15 protein-coding genes are annotated in these 16960 nt (G+C 58.2%); 9 read left to right on the top strand and 6 right to left on the bottom strand.

From position 1 onward, the window contains the following. Positions 1 to 377 precede the first annotated feature (377 nt). Positions 378 to 1136 (bottom strand): SDR family oxidoreductase, encoded by a 759-nt coding sequence (locus GHN92_RS13400; RefSeq protein WP_095019396.1) that lies wholly within the window; start codon positions 1134 to 1136, stop codon positions 378 to 380. A gap of 52 nt (positions 1137 to 1188) precedes the next feature. On the opposite strand from GHN92_RS13400, the gene GHN92_RS13395 reads away from it, so the two are divergent. The 4 genes from GHN92_RS13395 to groL all read left to right on the top strand — a co-directional run bounded on the left by GHN92_RS13395 (position 1189) and on the right by groL (position 4681). After that, entirely contained in the window at positions 1189 to 1914 is a 726-nt protein-coding gene (locus GHN92_RS13395) for a HugZ family protein (RefSeq protein WP_095003355.1), read from the top strand. Between the two features lie 71 nt (positions 1915 to 1985). Then, complete coding sequence (locus tag GHN92_RS13390) at positions 1986 to 2456, top strand: FxsA family protein (protein WP_095003356.1); 471 nt, start codon at positions 1986 to 1988, stop codon at positions 2454 to 2456. Positions 2457 to 2697: 241 nt separating this feature from the next. Continuing rightward, positions 2698 to 2991: a co-chaperone GroES gene (locus tag GHN92_RS13385; RefSeq protein ID WP_016779794.1), complete on the top strand. Its 294-nt coding sequence runs from the start codon at positions 2698 to 2700 to the stop codon at positions 2989 to 2991. Between the two features lie 49 nt (positions 2992 to 3040). Further along, a complete protein-coding gene (gene groL / locus GHN92_RS13380) occupies positions 3041 to 4681 on the top strand; it encodes a chaperonin GroEL (RefSeq protein ID WP_016779795.1) in 1641 nt (546 codons plus the stop codon). 226 nt (positions 4682 to 4907) lie between these two features. Here groL and GHN92_RS13375 read toward each other — a convergent pair whose 3' ends face one another. Next, positions 4908 to 6857, bottom strand: coding sequence for an LTA synthase family protein (locus GHN92_RS13375; RefSeq protein WP_095020922.1), 1950 nt, complete (start codon positions 6855 to 6857; stop codon positions 4908 to 4910). Positions 6858 to 7060: 203 nt separating this feature from the next. Here GHN92_RS13375 and colR point away from each other — a divergent pair, with 203 nt between their 5' ends. The 5 genes from colR (at position 7061) to GHN92_RS24175 (ending at position 10832) form a co-directional block, all read left to right on the top strand. Continuing rightward, a complete protein-coding gene (gene colR, locus GHN92_RS13370; protein ID WP_016779797.1) occupies positions 7061 to 7744 on the top strand; it encodes a two-component system response regulator ColR in 684 nt (227 codons plus the stop codon). Continuing rightward, positions 7734 to 9014 carry a HAMP domain-containing sensor histidine kinase gene (locus GHN92_RS13365; protein WP_095003358.1) on the top strand — a complete coding sequence of 427 codons (1281 nt, stop codon included), beginning with the start codon at positions 7734 to 7736 and terminating at the stop codon, positions 9012 to 9014. Before colR ends, GHN92_RS13365 begins: the two co-directional genes overlap by 11 nt. Before the next feature lie 196 nt (positions 9015 to 9210). Next, positions 9211 to 9891: a class I SAM-dependent methyltransferase gene (locus GHN92_RS13360; RefSeq protein WP_095003359.1), complete on the top strand. Its 681-nt coding sequence runs from the start codon at positions 9211 to 9213 to the stop codon at positions 9889 to 9891. Positions 9892 to 9894: 3 nt separating this feature from the next. Then, the gene (locus GHN92_RS13355) at positions 9895 to 10611 is read left to right on the top strand and encodes a lipopolysaccharide kinase InaA family protein (RefSeq protein WP_095019398.1); all 717 of its coding nucleotides are present in this window, start codon (positions 9895 to 9897) and stop codon (positions 10609 to 10611) included. Then, positions 10611 to 10832: a hypothetical protein gene (locus GHN92_RS24175; RefSeq protein WP_095003361.1), complete on the top strand. Its 222-nt coding sequence runs from the start codon at positions 10611 to 10613 to the stop codon at positions 10830 to 10832. Before GHN92_RS13355 ends, GHN92_RS24175 begins: the two co-directional genes overlap by 1 nt. 176 nt (positions 10833 to 11008) lie before the next feature. Here GHN92_RS24175 and GHN92_RS13345 read toward each other — a convergent pair whose 3' ends face one another. From GHN92_RS13345 to GHN92_RS13330, 4 genes are all read right to left on the bottom strand, one after another. Next, a complete protein-coding gene (locus GHN92_RS13345) occupies positions 11009 to 12106 on the bottom strand; it encodes a DUF1513 domain-containing protein (protein WP_095003362.1) in 1098 nt (365 codons plus the stop codon). A 14-nt stretch (positions 12107 to 12120) separates the two neighbouring features. Next, positions 12121 to 13185, bottom strand: a complete 1065-nt coding sequence (locus tag GHN92_RS13340; RefSeq protein ID WP_095003363.1) for an imelysin family protein — start codon at positions 13183 to 13185, stop codon at positions 12121 to 12123. A gap of 26 nt (positions 13186 to 13211) precedes the next feature. Further along, positions 13212 to 14627, bottom strand: coding sequence for a di-heme oxidoredictase family protein (locus GHN92_RS13335; RefSeq protein WP_153380360.1), 1416 nt, complete (start codon positions 14625 to 14627; stop codon positions 13212 to 13214). Positions 14628 to 15468: 841 nt separating this feature from the next. Further along, positions 15469 to 16815 carry an imelysin family protein gene (locus GHN92_RS13330; protein ID WP_095003032.1) on the bottom strand — a complete coding sequence of 449 codons (1347 nt, stop codon included), beginning with the start codon at positions 16813 to 16815 and terminating at the stop codon, positions 15469 to 15471. Between the last annotated feature and the right edge of the window lie 145 nt (positions 16816 to 16960).

Genomic DNA, 16960 nt, shown 5'->3' with positions numbered 1-16960 from the left:
GACGCCACAGTTTCAACAATCAGCTGTCACCGGTAGAGTTTGAAAAGCGTTACGCAGCGAGCCTGGAGAGTGTCTAGAAAACCCGGGGCGATTCACACCCCCACCTTGAACATCGATTTAGCAAGCGTTGGGATTATCGGAGCAACGTTCAGGTCGAGCGAGAGCGTCGAGTGAAAGACCCGGTCGGCAAGGTGTTTGTTATCCGATTTTGATGTGTCGAAAGCCTGTGAATTGGCTTTCTTGGCGGTTTACCGCTTAGTCCGGCATCTGACAGCTTTGCGCTGACGCACTCCGAACGAGGAGAACGGTGAGGCCTGGATTGGGGGTCCAGGCCGTTTCATGATTGAATCCAAGCCTATCTTTGCGGGAGATGATGCCTAGATCCGCAACCCGCCATCCAGCTCCAGAATGCGCCCGGTGTAGTAGTCGTTTTCAAAAATGTACGCTGCCGAATGAGCGATTTCTTCAACCTTGCCCATACGCTTGAGCGGAATGCCCGAGGTCATTTTTTCGAGGGCTTCGGGTTTCATGCCCAGGGTCATTTCGGTTTCGATAAAGCCCGGTGCAATCCCGGCTACTCGAATGCCGTAACGCGACAGTTCCCTGGCCCAGGTCACGGTGGCAGCAGCAACCCCGGCCTTGGCCGCCGAGTAGTTGGTCTGGCCGACATTGCCGGCACGGGAGATCGACGAGATATTGATGATCGCGCCCTCGCTGTTGAGCTCGATCATTTTCGCCGCTACCTCACGGGTGCACAGGAAAACCCCGGTCAGGTTGACATCAATTACCGCTTGCCATTGCGCCAGGCTCATCTTGGTCATAACGCCATCCTTGACCTTGAGCAGCAGGCCGTCACGCAAAATGCCGGCGTTGTTGACCAGGCCGTTGATCGCACCAAAATCTTCTGCAATTTGGCCAACGGTTTGCGTAACCTGTTCTTCGTCAGCGACGTTGCACAGGTAGGCTCGGGCCTCGACGCCGTGCGCCTGGCAGGCTGCCACCGCCAGTTCGAGTTTTTCCGGGTTGAGGTCGACCAGTGCCAGTTTGGCGCCCTTGGCAGCCAGGTACTCGGCCATGGCGCGACCCAGCCCCTGGCAGCCGCCAGTGATAATGATTACTTTGTCTTTAAGTTGCATGAGTGCCCTGATCTCGACCGTTATCTACGGATTTTTATTAAGGAGTCATAAGTTGAGCGTTGAAGCTGCCAAGCATGCCCGAGAATTACTGCTCAAGGAATACCGTGGCGCCCTGGCTACCCAGTCCAAGGCCATGCCGGGATTTCCCTTCGGCTCCGTGGTGCCTTATTGCCTGGATGAGCTGGGGAGGCCACTGATCCTGATCAGCCGCATCGCCCAGCACACCCACAACCTGCGCAAGGATCCCAAGTGTTCCCTGATGGTGGGGGAGCGGGGCGCTGAAGAGGTGCAGGCTGTTGGCCGTCTTACCGTGCTGGCTGAGGCCGTGCAATTGAGCGATCCCGCAGCCATTGAAGCCGCAGCCGAGCGTTACTACCGCTACTTTCCCGAGGCGAAGGGCTATGACACTGCCCATGATTTCGATTTCTGGGTGCTCAACCCGGTTCGTCATCGCTACATAGGCGGTTTTGGTGCCATCCACTGGCTGGACCAGGTCACGCTGGCAAACCCTTTCGCCGGGCAGGTCGAGGTGCGGATGGTCGAGCATATGAACAGCGATCACGCCAATGCCATTGAACACTACGTCAAACTGACCGGCCTGCCGCAAACAGCGCCAGCTATGCTGGTGGGCATCGACAGCGAAGGCATGCACCTGCGCATCGGCGAAGGCGTGCACTGGTTGGCTTTTCCGGAGCCTTGCAACACTTCGACACAGGTGCGCGAAGCCTTGGTTTTGCTGGCCCGTGCCAGTGAGTGGCCGAAAAAACAGACGGTCTGACCTTGAATTTGCACAAGCGCGCCGTCATCTAGTCTTGGTTGGAAGATATTCTTCCGGAGAGGAATCATTTGATGCGCGCTTTTCTATTGCTCTTTCTGTTGTTTCCAGTGCTAGAGCTGTACGTCTTTTTCAAGGTCAGCACCGCCATAGGGTTTTTCCCCGCGTTGCTGCTGATCATTGCCGGCTCCATGCTGGGTGTTCTGGTCGTTCGCGTCGCAGGCTTGGCCACGGCGCTCAAAGCGCGCGAAAGCCTGAATCGCGGCGAGCTGCCTGCTCAGCAAATGCTTGAAGGCCTGATGCTGGCGCTGGGTGGTGGACTGTTGGTTCTGCCTGGTTTTATCAGCGATGCGGCCGGTCTGTTGTTGCTGTTCCCGCCAGTTCGCCGGTTTCTGGTCAACCGCCTGCGCAAGCGTGCTGAAGAACAGGCCATCCGCCAGCGTGCGTTTGCCGAAGACTTCGAAGCCGCACGACCACGTGCCCATCAGCCTTTGGGGCGTGAGCCCAATGTGATCGAAGGCGAGTTCGAGCATCGCGATAAATAAGGCTTTGGCGTTATCAACACGGCACCTTGGGTGCCGTGTCTGTTTCAAGTGGCACGCCAGGTTAAAAATTTCGTGGGCGTGCCCTTGTAATAAGTGGATGCGCCCTTATGTAACGGACACCGCAGGGTTTTACTGGCAACAGCAAAATCCCAACCGCGAATCGCACCCGGCATTTCCGGACTTGTAAACCCAGCCGGTATTGACACCGGCCGATGAACACCTCAATTAGGAGAGATCGACAATGAAGCTTCGTCCTCTGCATGACCGCGTCGTAATCCGTCGCAGCGAAGAAGAAAAGAAAACCGCTGGTGGTATCGTTCTGCCGGGTTCTGCTGCTGAAAAAGCTAACAGCGGTGAAGTGATCGCCGTTGGTACGGGTCGCGTTCTGGACAACGGTGAAGTGCGTGCACTGGCCGTTAAAGTGGGTGACAAGGTTGTGTTCGGCCCTTACTCCGGCAGCAACACTGTAAAAGTCGACGGCGAAGACCTGTTGGTTATGGCTGAGAACGAGATTCTCGCTGTAATTGAAGGCTGATTTCCCGCTCCTTTTCCCGTTACTACAAAGTATTTAAGGAAGAACGAACATGGCTGCTAAAGAAGTTAAATTCGGCGACTCCGCCCGCAAAAAAATGTTGGCTGGTGTAAACGTCCTGGCTGACGCAGTAAAAGCGACCCTGGGCCCTAAAGGCCGTAACGTGATCATCGAGAAGAGCTTCGGCGCTCCGACCATCACCAAGGACGGCGTGTCCGTTGCAAAAGAAATCGAGCTGAAAGACCGCTTCGAAAACATGGGCGCGCAGCTGGTTAAAGACGTTGCCTCCCGTGCCAACGATGACGCTGGTGACGGTACTACCACTGCAACCGTTCTGGCTCAGTCGATCGTCAACGAAGGCCTGAAAGCCGTCGCTGCCGGCATGAACCCGATGGACCTGAAGCGCGGTATCGACAAAGCGACCATCGCTATCGTCAAAGAACTGCGTCAACTGGCCAAGCCATGCGCTGACGGCAAGGCAATTGCCCAGGTTGGTACCATTTCTGCCAACTCCGACAGCTCCATCGGCGAAATCATTGCCGAAGCCATGGAAAAAGTCGGTAAAGAAGGCGTGATCACCGTTGAAGAAGGCTCGGGCCTGGAAAACGAACTGTCTGTTGTTGAAGGCATGCAGTTCGACCGTGGCTACCTGTCCCCTTACTTCGTGAACAAGCCAGACACCATGGTGGCTGAGCTGGACGGCCCGCTGATCCTGTTGGTTGACAAAAAGATCTCCAACATCCGTGAAATGCTGCCAGTTCTGGAAGCCGTTGCAAAAGCCGGCCGTCCACTGCTGATCGTGGCTGAAGACGTTGAAGGCGAAGCCCTGGCGACTCTGGTTGTGAACAACATGCGCGGTATCGTTAAAGTCGCTGCTGTCAAAGCACCAGGCTTCGGTGACCGTCGTAAAGCAATGCTGCAGGACATCGCTGTTCTGACTGGCGGTACCGTAATCTCCGAAGAGATCGGCCTGAGCCTGGAAAGCACTACCCTGGAGCACCTGGGTAACGCCAAGCGCGTGATCCTGTCCAAAGAAAACACCACCATCATCGATGGTGCTGGCAACGATGCGGACATCCAGGCGCGTGTTACTCAGATCCGTGCTCAAGTGGCTGATACCACTTCGGACTACGACCGTGAAAAACTGCAAGAGCGTCTGGCCAAGCTGTCTGGCGGCGTTGCAGTGATCAAGGTTGGCGCTGGTTCCGAAGTAGAAATGAAAGAGAAGAAAGCCCGCGTTGAAGACGCTCTGCACGCTACTCGTGCAGCCGTTGAAGAAGGCGTGGTACCTGGCGGTGGCGTGGCACTGGTTCGCGCTCTGCAAGCCATCTCCGAACTGAAAGGCGACAACGCTGATCAGAACGTGGGTATTGCTCTGCTGCGTCGTGCTGTTGAAGCACCTCTGCGCCAGATCGTTGCCAACTCCGGTGATGAGCCAAGCGTAGTTGTCGACAAAGTGAAGCAGGGTTCGGGTAACTACGGTTACAACGCAGCCACTGGTGAATACGGCGACATGATCGAAATGGGTATCCTTGACCCGGCTAAAGTGACTCGTTCGGCTCTGCAAGCGGCTTCGTCGATTGCCAGCCTGATGATCACCACTGAGGCGATGATCGCTGAGATCCAGGAAGACAAACCAGCTGGCGGCATGCCAGACATGGGCGGCATGGGTGGTATGGGCGGCATGATGTAAGCCAGCCTTACCCCGCTACGCAAAAGCCCCGCCTGAGTAATCAGGCGGGGCTTTTTTGTAGGTCTGTTAAAAGCCCCTCACCCTAGCCCTCTCCCAGAGGGAGAGGGGCTTGACCGAGCCGATGCAGGATTCAACTCAATGCATTCAGGCTGTAGAGGGGCTGGGGTTTGCCCCAATCAGCCCCCTCTCCCTATGGGAGAGGGTTGGGGTGAGGGTCGTGGGTCAATTAGCGTTCTGAAACCTGCACATGTCCCTTTTGCGCCGGCTTCCAGCCCAGCAACTGCTGCTTGAAGCCATGACTGGCACCCTGGTAGTAGGCTATTGCCCGCTCAATCAGCGGATCAGTCGCCGCTACCCGCGATTCAATACTGGTGCTCAGCGCATCATCATGGCGGCGCAGCCCCTGACGCGGGCTGAGAATGGCCAGGTCTTTGCCGTCAAACAAGCCCAGGTGCTGGTAGTTGCCCACGACCACGCGCGGCGGCAGCGGGTTGTCCTGCAACAGGTTGCGGCCAAAGAAGGTCGACTGGTAATCCAGGTTCAGCAAGCCGAGCAAGGTGGGCGCCAGGTCGATCTGGCTGGCCAGTTGCGAGTTTTCACGGGCGTCGATCAACTTGGGCGCATAGATAAACAGCGGGATCTGATAGTTGGTGATCGGCAAGTCTTCCTTGCCGGCACTGCCCGCCGTGTGGTCGGCAACGAAGACGAAAATCGTATTGTCGAACCACGGCTTTTTGCGCGCATCGTTGAGGAATTGGCCGATGGCGTAGTCGGTGTATTTCACTGCGCCGTCGCGGCCGTTACCCGATTTGATGTCGATCCGGCCCTCAGGGTAGGTGTAAGGACGGTGGTTGGAGGTCGTCATCAGTTGCAACAAAAACGGTTTTTGTTGCGCGTAATTGGCATCGGCCAGTTTCAGGGTTTCGCGGTACAAGTCTTCGTCAGCCATGCCCCACGCATTTTTGAAGTGGATATCGGCCTCATTAACGCTGCTTTGGTCGACCACGCGGTAGCCGTTACCGCTGAAGAAGGCGTTCATATTGTCGAAGTAACCGCGCCCGCCATAGACGAACACGCTGTCATAGCCCACGCCATTGAGCTGCTGGCCCAGGCTCGCAAAGCCGCTTTCACGGCCGATACGCTTGACGATTGAACGCCCGGGCGTCGGCGGAATGGCCAGGGTAATGGCTTCCAGGCCCCGGTCGGTACGCGTGCCGGTGGCATAAAAGTTGTTGAAGTACAGGCTCTCTTTACGCAGCTGATCCAGATTCGGCGTCAGGTTGCGGCCATCACCGTTGCTGCCCAGGTACTTGGCACTGAGGCTTTCGATGGTCACCAGTACGATATTGGGCTGGCGCACAGCACCCGGGTTATCGATGTTGCGGCGGATATCCAGTGGGTCCTGGCCCACAAAGGTGGCGTTGGGCTCGGTCAGTTCGGCGCGCAACTGTTTGGCCACTACATCGGTGGGCAGGCTGGCGTAAAACTGCTGGTAATCCAGCTCGTTGTTACGGAACGCAGCGAAGAACTGGTAAGGGCCATTGCTCGCCAGTTCATGCTGGTAGGCGTTGCCGCCCTGGCCGCGCGGGCTGTCCTGGTCGAGCAGTTGCAGGCTCAGGCCCGCTACCAGCAGCAGGCCTGCAAAGGTGGCGATACGTCCACCCAGTGTCGGTAGCTCGGCATTCATGGCCGCATTGAACGGTTTACGCACTATCAGGCTCAATACAATGGCAGCCAGGGCGATGGCGCTGAGCAGGATGCCGATTGGATAGGATTCCAGTACGTTATTCAGCACTTCATCGGAGTAGACCAGGTAGTCCACGGCGATAAAGTTGAAACGCACGCCGAACTCATCCCAGAACAGCCACTCGGCCACGCCAGTAAAAAGCATGGCAAACAAGCTGACCGTCAGCAGGCCCTGCAGGAACCACTGGTGGCCGCGGCGACGCCACAGGGCTGGTGGGCATAACAGCAGATAGCCCCCCAGCGGCACGGCGGCATAGGCTAGAAAGCCAAGGTCGTAGAGCAAACCAATGCCAAACACGGGCAGCCAGTTGTTGCCGGCCTCTCCCAGGTGTGTAACTAGCAGAACGCCTCGGGTGATTAGAAAGGTCGCCAGCCAACAGCCAGTCAACAGCAGGAGATAGCGCATAGGCGCGGTGTGCAGCAGACGCATTAGTTGTTTTTCCTTAAACGCGGGGGTGCGAAAGTGTGCCGGCGCCACTGTATTGAGTTTGTGAACCGACAGTAAAAAAAATGTCATTTATGTGAGAGTCGTAACTAAATTGTCTGAGCGCCCTGTGGTGCTGGCCCTGCGGGGTTCTTGGCCTTAAGCTGCGCGGGCCAAGACGGCCGTAACTGTGAACGGAGAGAGTGCCCATGCGAATTCTATTGGTTGAAGACAACCGCGATATCCTCGCCAACCTTGCCGACTACCTGGGTCTCAAGGGCTATACCGTTGACTGTGCGCAAGATGGTTTGTCGGGCCTGCACCTGGCGGCCACCGAGCATTACGACCTGATTGTGCTCGATATCATGTTGCCCGGCATCGACGGCTACACCCTGTGCAAGCGCCTGCGTGAAGATGCCCGTCGCGATACCCCGGTGATCATGCTGACCGCCCGCGACCAGTTGGATGACCGCCTGCAAGGCTTCAAGTCAGGTGCCGATGACTATTTGCTAAAACCCTTTGCCCTGTCCGAGCTGGCTGCCCGCATCGAGGCGGTTTTGCGTCGTGCCCAGGGCGGCGGGCGACGCGAACTGCAGGTCGGCGAGTTGCGTTACGACCTCGATACCCTGGAAGTGACACGCGAAGGCCGTCTGCTCAAGCTCAATCCGGTGGGCTTGAAATTGCTGGCGGTACTCATGCAGAAAAGCCCCCATGTATTGCGCCGCGAAGTGCTGGAAGAAGCCTTGTGGGGCGATGATTGCCCGGACAGCGACAGCCTGCGCAGCCACGTCCACCAATTGCGTCAGGTCATCGACAAGCCGTTCGACAAGCCTCTGTTGCACACCGTACATGGCGTGGGCTATCGCCTCGCCGAGGTTCGTGATGGAGTTTAGGCAAAGTCTTTCCCAGCGGATCATCATCGCTTTTGCATTGATGAGCGCGCTGGTGGCAGGGACATTCGCTGTGGGCATTATTGCCACCGTGCACCTGGTCGAAGAAAAACTCATATCGGCAGGGCTGGGCGGGGATTTGCAGCGCCTGTTGCTGATGGACAACGGCGCGGAGTGGAACCATCGCCCCAAGCCGAGCCAGCTGTTTTATTTCAGTGGCGGGCGTGGCGACTTTGCCCTGCCCAAGGACCTGCGTCATCTGGATCCGGGCTTTCATGAAGTGTTCCGTGACCAGTTGTCGTATCACGCGATGGTAGAAGTGGTCGATGGCCGGCGTTATGTCCTGCTGCAAGACCAGAGCGATTTTGAAGAGCGCGAGCGCGTGTTGTTTGCTGTGGTCGCCGTCGGTTTTGTCCTGGCGCTGGCGCTGGCGGTGTTCCTGGGTTGGACCCTGGCGCGGCGAGTGATGGCTCCGGTTATCCGTCTGGCACGTCAGGTTCGCCATCGCGATCAGTTACTGGGGCTGGCGCCGCCGTTGGCCCCGGATTATGCGGCCGATGAAGTGGGCGAGCTGGCAGTGGCGTTCGATGCCACGCTGGGTCGGTTGCGCGACACCCTGACCCGCGAGCGTTTGTTCACCAGTGATGTCAGTCACGAGCTGCGTACTCCGCTGATGGTGCTGGCCAGTTCCTGCGAGCTGTTGCTGGAAAGCCCGTCGCTGGATCAGCGCAGTCGTTCACAGGTCGAGCGTATTTCCCGTGCCTGTGAGGAAATGCGCGAACTGGTGCAAACCTTCCTCATGCTGGCCCGTGCCCAGCATGAGGATGCCAACATGTCGCCTACGGTGACCTTGACTACCGTGGCCGAAGGCCTGATCAGCCTGTGGCGCGAGCCGATTGAAGCTAAGGGTCTTGAGCTGATCTACGACCCCGGCAATCCGCTGGATACCCGTTATAACGCCACTTTCCTGCATGCCGTCATGGGCAACTTGTTGCGCAATGCCTTGCACTACACCGACAGCGGGTTTATCCGGCTGACCCTGGAACCCAGCGGTTTTGTGGTGGAAGACAGCGGCGTGGGCATCCCTGAAGAAAAGCGCCAGGCGATGTTTCAGCCCTTTGTGCGCGGCAGCGAAAAACGCGGTGAAGGCCTGGGGCTTGGCCTGTCACTGGTGCAGCGCATCTGCGATAGCCAGGGCTGGCGGGTCACACTGACCACCATGGAGCCAAATGGCTGCCGTTTTCGTGTCGAGCTTGGTCCGGCCGAGGTTTGAAGTCTTTTCTGCGGCCTGCGTTCTGCAGGCCGCACACCCCGAAAGTCTGGGCGTAAGTGGCCCTGCGCCAGTACTTTCAACCTGTAAAACCTTGAAATGTTTGTATGAATGGTCTGACAGAATTTTCACCTGTCCATGACCTGATGCACACGTCCCGCTGATTAAGGTAGTGCTCATTAGCTTCTGGAGCACTTGCATGAACTCGATCATCAAACTCAAATTTTCTGAAAAGTACGACCAGCATCACGCTACGCAATACCTGATCAAGCATCAGGACGGCCTGGCCCGACGTTTGTCGCACAAGCGCGATGAACAATTGGCGCGTCGCGCTTTGCAGCTGGCAGGCGAACCTCAGGTCGTTCTCGATTTGCCTTGTGGCGCGGGCCGTTTCTGGCCGTTGCTGGCACAAATGCCAAGCCGCGAGATCATCGGTGCCGATAACTCGGCGTCCATGCTGGAGGTGGCATCTTTGGCCCAACCCGCCGACGTAGTGAAACGGGTACGGCGCTTGCAGATGTCAGCTTTTGAAATAGATTTGCCTGACAACTCGGTTGACAGTGTTTTTTGCATGCGCTTGTTGCACCACATTGGCGATGCAAGCCACCGGATGGCTCTATTACGGGAGCTTCATCGCGTTAGCCGGGACAGTGTGATTATCTCGTTGTGGGTAGATGGCAATTTTAAGGCCTGGAAACGCAAGCGTCTCGAGCGTCAACGCGCTGCAGAGGCAGATCAATACGGTTACCAAAATCGTTTTGTGTTACCTGCTGCTACAGTGGAGGCGGAATTCAAAAAGGCAGGTTTCACCGTTCAGGACCATTTGGACTTTATTCCGCTCTATGCGATGTGGCGGGTTTACGTATTACGAAAGAGATAACTCATGACCGTTGATTTTGTACAGCAATCCCCCTCTGCGACTGAAGACCCATTCGAGTTTTACTGGAATCAGCAAGGCGAATGGGTTGAAGAGCCCAATCAGCGTCGTGGTGGCGAGAGTGGTGTACAACGGATTCATGATGGTGAAGGGCGCTTGCTCTACGCCAAACGACAGGTGGGGCATACCTACCGTAGCTGGCGTTACCCGCTGGGTCGCCCGACGGTGTTGCGTGAACAGGATGCGTTGCTGGCCTTGAGCGCTTTGTCGGTTGGTGTGCCGGAGCTGGTGTACTGCGGAGCGCAACAAGCGACAGACAAGCAATGGCGTGCATTGCTGGTGACCGTGGGCCTGGAAGGCTTTGTTGAAATCGATAACTGGTACGCCGCCGGTGAGCGCGAGCGCTGCGGTGAAGCGGTACATGACCGAGTGCTTGAAGCGATAGGCCATACCTTGGCTCGTATGCACCTGGGCCGTTGGCAGCACGGCTGCCTGTACGCCAAACATGTCTTTGTACGGGTGACGGGGCAGGGCGAGGGAGCCGAGGTTGACGTGGCTTTGCTGGACCTGGAAAAAAGTCGGCAACGCCTGACGGCCCAAAAAGCCGCTTCTCACGATCTTAAGCAATTGCGCCGCCATTCGTCGTGGAGTGCAACAGAGTGGGACAGACTGATCTACTTTTATAAGACAGTGTTTGGCAGCGCTATCAAAGGTTTACGGTGATGAAGCGAGAAATAGCACGAAGTTTGTTTCTGCTGGGTGCCCTGGTCATTGCTGGCGTGGCGTTTGCCGCATGGGAACAGCCTGTGACTCGAGTGTTGAGCGGGGCCCAAATAGGGGCTCATTGTCCGTTGCCGCGGGTGGTCAAAGCTGCGGTAGCAACCCGGCCCGACCACGACCTGTTGCTGTTTATGTTTGGAATGAGCCAGGGGCTGAAGAAGTAATAGCCAAGTCCCTGTAGCAGTTGACGAGCCGTGCGAGGCTACGTCCGGCTGCGCAGCAGTCGTAAAGCCATCCAGCGTTGGTGTATCTGATACACCGTGATCTTTGGGTTTACGACTGCTGCGCAGCCGGACGCAGCCTCTTTCCTTAGGCAGCGACTACAAGTGTTTCTGCAGCTCTACATGATATGCAAATGGTTGTCCCAAAGCCCCGAGGGTAAATCCAATGGCTTGGCTATCAGCTCGCTCTGACGGCAATCGTAGAAACGGCAACGGCCCTGGCCGGACGTAACCACAAAGCCATCCTCCACTGCACCCACCCCAGCACAATCCGGTAATGGCGCATCCAGGCGCAGCACGCCACTGTCCAGGTCCCAGATAAAGAACCGATTGCCCCGCGGAGCCGTCAGCGCAACCAGACGCAACTCACTGTGAACCGCGACACTGGCGGTGTAATGGCCCATGGCGCGCAGTTGCTGCTCGGCCACCGGGAAGGGTTCAAATGGCTGGCCGGGACGCTTGATGGCCAACAGTTCCGACAACTCATGGGCATCCCCCATAAATTGCTGGCAAGCGACGATGGTGCCGTCACTGGCAATGCCCAAATGGCGCACACTGTTCATCTGCTGGCTCAGGGTTTCCTGGCTGATCAGGCTGCCATCACGGTGCATCAGCACCAGGCTGGGTTCCATCGCGTTCAGGTTCATTTCGACCCGGCTTTCGGCTTCGGTACGAATACCGCCGTTGGCCACCACCAGTGTTTCACCGTCAGGCATCCACGACACCTGATGCGGGCCGACGCCGTGGGTGGGAATTTCACCGCTGTGGATCAGGCGCTCGCCTTCAAAGCGATAAACCCCAAGCAAGCCACGGCCCGGATCAGTGGTGTCGTTTTCAGTGGTGTACAGCCACTCGCCGTCTTTATGGATGACCGCGTGCCCATAAAAATGCCTGTTGGGCCGGGACGTCAGGGTTTGCAGCAACTCCCCGTCTGTCAGGCTGATCAGGTAGCTTTCGGTACCGGGGCGCCGCGCCACGAACAGGGCAATGGGCAGTGTCGGATGGTTAATGATGTCATGGCAGCGCTGGCCGACCCGGGTGCTGAACACCTGAGTGCCATCCAGACGATAACCAACAGCCAGGTGATTGCCGTCTGCATCGTCGCGGGCACTCAGCAGCAACGGGCTTTGGCCTTTCTGTTTAAACAGTGACCAACCGCCCAGCGTGATTGCACTGAGCAATAAGCCACCAAGCTTGAGTGCTTGCCTGCGCATCATCGAACCTTCCTTTATCAATCGCCGTCGTTGGCATTAAAGCCCAGCTGGATGCCCAGGGCCTTGGCCAGTTCGCCTTCGTGCAGGCGGTGAACCACGTTGAGGCTGTCGTAGATGGCGTTGAGCTGGGCGCGCCCGGCATCGTCAGCCAGCAACTCGTTGAGGGTGCGCTGGTTGTCATTGAACAGCTTGAGCGAGGTGGCGTAGGCCGCGTCGATCTTGTCAGCCAACGGCTTTTGTTCAGCGGGTAGCAGGCTGCGCAGGCCCTTGTTGTCGACACCGGCCCAAACGGTCTGGGCTGCGGCCAGGCTGGCGGCCAGGCTTTTGAGTGACGACTCGCTGCGCCATGCATCAGCCTGGAACGGTTGCGGGATGCCTTTGCTCTGGCGGCCCATTGGCGTGCCGAGTTTTTTCTTCAGGGTATCGAGTGCGGTGACCTGCACGCGCAGCACGTCAGCGATGGCTTCGTGGGAGTCGGCGTAGCGCTGGTTGGGGAACTTGCTCATTTGCGCGAGCATGCCGTCCGTGCTGTTCCAGCTGGCCAGAATCTCTTCGGCCAGTTGCTTCTGACGTTCGCCGATGGCAGTCAGCAGCGGGCAGTAACGGGCTTTTTGCGCATCGTCGGCCAGGTTGATATTGCTGTCGAACAGAATGTATTCGTAGGCAGACAAGCCTTGCACCACAACGCTGGACTTGGCCAGGGCCGCGGCATCGATCTGCGGCTGAGCGATCACCAGTTGTTCGACCTGACGGCCGACCAGGTTCTTTTTGTCCGGCCAGAACTGTACCTGCCACGAACGATTACCCTCGGCCAGAGGCCCGATCAGCAAAGGTTGCAGCTCGGCCCAGGCTTTTTGCGCATGCAGGAAGTCGGCGCGGGCCGTTTCCAGGGTTTCCTTGCCCTGGCAGTAGGCCAGTGCGCTGACGGCCAACTGGCGGTCAGCTTCAACCCAGCGGCTGTAGGTAGGCAGGATCACTTGTTTGGCGATGGCTGCCGAGGTGACGGCCTGCGGGTCTTGTGGCGAGCAGGCCGCCAGGGCGATGGCGGCAAGGCTGGTGAACAACAGCTTGGGTCGAAACATGTCGGGGTCCCCGATCTTGTAAAGCGTTAAAGAGAGTTCAGGAACGCCAGCAACGCGGCGCGTTGCTCGGCATTAAAGCGTAACACCTGCTGCCTGGCCGGTTCGGCCTCGCCGCCATGCCAGAGCACGGCTTCCAGCAGGTTGCGGGCACGACCATCGTGCAAAAACTGGGTGTGGCCACTTACCGCCTGGGTCAAGCCGATTCCCCACAACGGCGGCGTACGCCAGTCCTGGCCGCTGGCGGCGAATTCGCTGCGGTTATCGGCAAGGCCCGGGCCCATGTCGTGCAGCAGCAAGTCGCTGTAGGGGTGGATGACCTGATTGGCCAGCTCGGGCTCGGCGGCGTTGGCCGATGTGGTGAACGTTGGCGTATGGCATGAGTTGCAGCCGGCCTGGTAGAACAGGTTTTTCCCGGCCAGCACCTGGGGTGCGCCGACATCACGGCGGGCGGGTACGGCCAGGTTACGAGTGTAGAACTCCACCAGGCGCAGAATATTGTCGCTGACCTCGGGTTCGCCACCGGGGCCATTGCCGTTGGGCGCCTCGAGGCAGGCAGTTTGGGCCTTGGTGCAGTCATCGAAGGGCCTCAGGGAAGTCGTGAGCCCCATATCACCAGAAAAAGCGTGAACATTTTGTTGATTGAGGTTCGGTTGCCCGGCTTTCCAGCCAAAACGGCCCAACACAGTCTTTTGTTGCGCGTCATCCCACACCCAGTTCGGGCGCCCGGCAATACCCTCACGTTTGTCGGCATTGGCCAGAATGGCTTCGTTGGGGATGGCCTCGAGCAGCCCCAGGCCGATCATCGGGGGTGCAATGCGGGCCGACATGCGGGTGTCGGGATGCATCGGGCCATAACCCAGCTGGGTAATCTGCAGGGTGGGCTTGCGCAGTTCGACTTCAGTGCCGTCCTTGAAACGCACGGTGACCGGCTCGTAATCGACCCGAACCTTGCCTTCGGGAGCTACACCGGGCACGGCCATATCCTGCAACTGGCCACCATAGACCGGCTCGGGCACGATGCCTGCTTGCTCGATCAGCGTGGCGTAAGCAGGGTCGTTGGGGATCGATAGGCGCACCAGCATCGACACCGAGTTCTTGGCGCCCGGAGCGGGAGGGTGGCCGCGACCATCCTTGATGTGGCAGTTCTGGCAGCCGTTGGTGTTGAACAACGGGCCCAGGCCATCACGGGCGGTTGTGGTGGACGGGGCTATGACCCAGGGGCTGCGAAAGAAGCTGTTGCCGACGCTGAAATCCAGGCGCCGGGTGGGCGACAAGTTGGCCGAGGGCATGGAAAACGAGTTCTGATCGGTTTTGCGCACCGTAGTAGCCCCGCCTGAGCGGGCTTCGCCGGGCTCGGGTTTGGTAAAGCGCGGGGCATTATCACAACCGCCAAGGCACAGGGCCATGAGCAGCAGAGACAGGCGAAGAGGCAACGAAGGCATCAAACGTCCAGATCAGCGAGCAAAATCGAGGGCGCAAAGTTTAGCAGGGAAGGGGAATTGAAATAAGAGGGATTAGCGTTTGCTGTGACTTGGGGCAGACAAATGACCCTGTAGAAACTCTGTTGCCGATCAAGCCCGTCTGTTGTTCGCAAATCCCTCATCCAAACCGGCCGCTCGGCCGCCTCGACCGCTTTTGATCTGGCTTTTGATTTTGATCTGCTCGCCCCATCGGCAGGCCGAGTGGAGGTTCTGCGCAGTGGGTCGACCGGCATGGATGCCGGGAGAGCCGCGATGGGCCATGGATGGCCCGTGGCGGCGTGCCCACGGAGCGGGACCGGAGCGAGGGAACCTGAGCGCAGCGAAGGCCGTACGCCAGGGGCAAGCCTTTTTGGTTACTTTTTCGGCGTCTGGAAAAAGTGACTCGCTGTAAGAGCGAAACCAATATCCCAGTTAGACATGAATGCCGGATATGTACTCAAAGTTCAAGTTAGAGCCACCAAGTACATATCCATTCGATGTGCCACGGCTCTCTACGGGTTCCGCCCTCACTCCGGCACTGTTATGGGGGCACGCCGCGACGGGCCATCCATGGCCCATCGCGGTTGGCGCGGCGTCCTGCCGCGCCACCCCCATAACAGCACCTGCGTTCGGCCTTCTGTGAGGGGCATTCACGTCGCTTGGCTAATCGAGTGGCCACAGCAAAAGCAAAGGCAAAGGCAAAGGCAAAACCTTGTCGTAGCGAGCAGGCTCGATGTTGAAGTTCTCTTGCTCGCGCCGAAGCGGCCTACAAAAAAGGCGACCCGAAGGTCGCCTTATTGTTCATTCACTCAAACGTTGCAGATCAGAAATCGTGATCGGCGTTGTCCGGGTTCAGGTCGCTGATGCCCAGCTTGCCAGCGGCTTGCTCGATGGCTCCGGTCTGCTTGACCAGGGCAGCGATGGCATCACGCACAACCTGGTTGCCCGCAGCGTTGTCAGCTGCGATCAACTGGTCGTAGTGCTCGCCCTTGTTGGCGCGGTCAACCATGACCTGGATCTTGGCTTCGGTGTCGGCCAGATCGGATTTGAGCGTGGCGTCGGTAGCCGGGTCAATGACCACCACCAGCGACGACAGGCTTGGGCCGGTCATTTTTGTGCCGTCAGCACGCACGTACTCACCCAGATACACGTTGCGAATGCCCTTGGCATCGTAGAAGTGCGAGTTGTGGGTGTTGTCGCTGAAGCAGTCCTGCTCGTCTTCAGGGGAGTTGGCTTCCAGGGACACTTTCATCCGCTCGCCGGCCAGTTCGCCCAGCGACAGGCTGCCCATGCCGAACAGCATTTTGCGCAGGCCGTTTTGTACCGGCTCGGCTTCCAGCGTGGCGCGGTAGTTGTCAGCCACGTTTGGTGCCCAGTTGCCGACCATTTCGTTGAGGTCGTTGACCAGCAGTTGGGTCACGGCTTTCAGATAGGCGCGACGACGATCGTTATGACCACCGGTGGCGCCTTCGCCTTCCAGATAGTCCGAAGCAGGACGGTTGCCTGCACCCGGGCCCGTACCATTGAGGTCCTGGCCCCACAGCAGGAATTCGATGGCGTGGTAGCCGGTGGCTACGTTGGCTTCGGAGCCACCCAGCTCGTTGAGGCTGGCCAGGGTTTCAGGGGTGATTTCGGTTACGTCGACCTTGTCTTCACCAATCTGGATCTGGGGGTTGGCGATGATGTTGGCGTTGGCACCCGGGTTGCCCAGTGCGCCGGCGTAGTTGGCGTCAACGTAGTCGATCAGGCCTTCGTCCAGGGGCCAGGCATTCACCTGGCCTTCCCAGTCATCGATGATGGTGTTACCGAAGCGGAACACTTCGCTCTGCAGGTAAGGCACGCGAGCTTCAACCCAGGCGGCACGGGCAGCTTTGAGGGTCTCGTCGTTGGGCTTGGCCAGGAATGCATCGATGGCGGTTTGCAGTTTCTTGGCAGTGCTTTCGGCGTCGCTGTACACGGCGTGAACCATGTCGGCGTAATGGGCAACGACGGCCTTGGCGGCAGCTTCGTCGACTTTTGCCGCCGTGATGTCAGTGGCAGGCGTCGCGGTACTGGTGGCGGCTGCTGGCGTAGGGGTTGCTGCGGTTTTTTCCTTGTCCTTGTCGCCACAGCCGGCGAGTGAGATAGCAATGGCCAGCAGACTGGCGGTAGCCAGAGGCATACGAATCATGGCGAAAATCCTGCTTCGAGAGGTGGGACAAGCGTGCGGCTGCACGCGAAACTGCCACATGATGCGAAAGATATGCATTTTCTGTAAAGGGCTACTGTTGGAAATATTTCTTATTTACTTCAGCTCTGCCCCGGGTCTTTCGTGA

The sequence above is a fragment of the Pseudomonas sp. FSL R10-2964 genome, from assembly GCF_009600035.1.
Lineage (GTDB): Bacteria > Pseudomonadota > Gammaproteobacteria > Pseudomonadales > Pseudomonadaceae > Aquipseudomonas > Aquipseudomonas bubulae.
The sequence above is the reverse complement of the archived record's forward strand: the minus strand, read 5'-3'. Positions and strand labels throughout refer to the sequence as shown.

Coding starts and splice junctions, on each gene's coding strand:
- GHN92_RS13400 (WP_095019396.1), bottom strand. CDS start 1,136: ATGCAACTTAAAGACAAAGTAATCATTATCACTGGCGGCTGCCAGGGG.
- GHN92_RS13390 (WP_095003356.1), top strand. CDS start 1,986: ATGCGCGCTTTTCTATTGCTCTTTCTGTTGTTTCCAGTGCTAGAGCTG.
- GHN92_RS13385 (WP_016779794.1), top strand. CDS start 2,698: ATGAAGCTTCGTCCTCTGCATGACCGCGTCGTAATCCGTCGCAGCGAA.
- groL (WP_016779795.1), top strand. CDS start 3,041: ATGGCTGCTAAAGAAGTTAAATTCGGCGACTCCGCCCGCAAAAAAATG.
- GHN92_RS13375 (WP_095020922.1), bottom strand. CDS start 6,857: ATGCGTCTGCTGCACACCGCGCCTATGCGCTATCTCCTGCTGTTGACT.
- colR (WP_016779797.1), top strand. CDS start 7,061: ATGCGAATTCTATTGGTTGAAGACAACCGCGATATCCTCGCCAACCTT.
- GHN92_RS13365 (WP_095003358.1), top strand. CDS start 7,734: ATGGAGTTTAGGCAAAGTCTTTCCCAGCGGATCATCATCGCTTTTGCA.
- GHN92_RS13360 (WP_095003359.1), top strand. CDS start 9,211: ATGAACTCGATCATCAAACTCAAATTTTCTGAAAAGTACGACCAGCAT.
- GHN92_RS13355 (WP_095019398.1), top strand. CDS start 9,895: ATGACCGTTGATTTTGTACAGCAATCCCCCTCTGCGACTGAAGACCCA.
- GHN92_RS24175 (WP_095003361.1), top strand. CDS start 10,611: ATGAAGCGAGAAATAGCACGAAGTTTGTTTCTGCTGGGTGCCCTGGTC.
- GHN92_RS13345 (WP_095003362.1), bottom strand. CDS start 12,106: ATGATGCGCAGGCAAGCACTCAAGCTTGGTGGCTTATTGCTCAGTGCA.
- GHN92_RS13340 (WP_095003363.1), bottom strand. CDS start 13,185: ATGTTTCGACCCAAGCTGTTGTTCACCAGCCTTGCCGCCATCGCCCTG.
- GHN92_RS13335 (WP_153380360.1), bottom strand. CDS start 14,627: ATGCCTTCGTTGCCTCTTCGCCTGTCTCTGCTGCTCATGGCCCTGTGC.
- GHN92_RS13330 (WP_095003032.1), bottom strand. CDS start 16,815: ATGATTCGTATGCCTCTGGCTACCGCCAGTCTGCTGGCCATTGCTATC.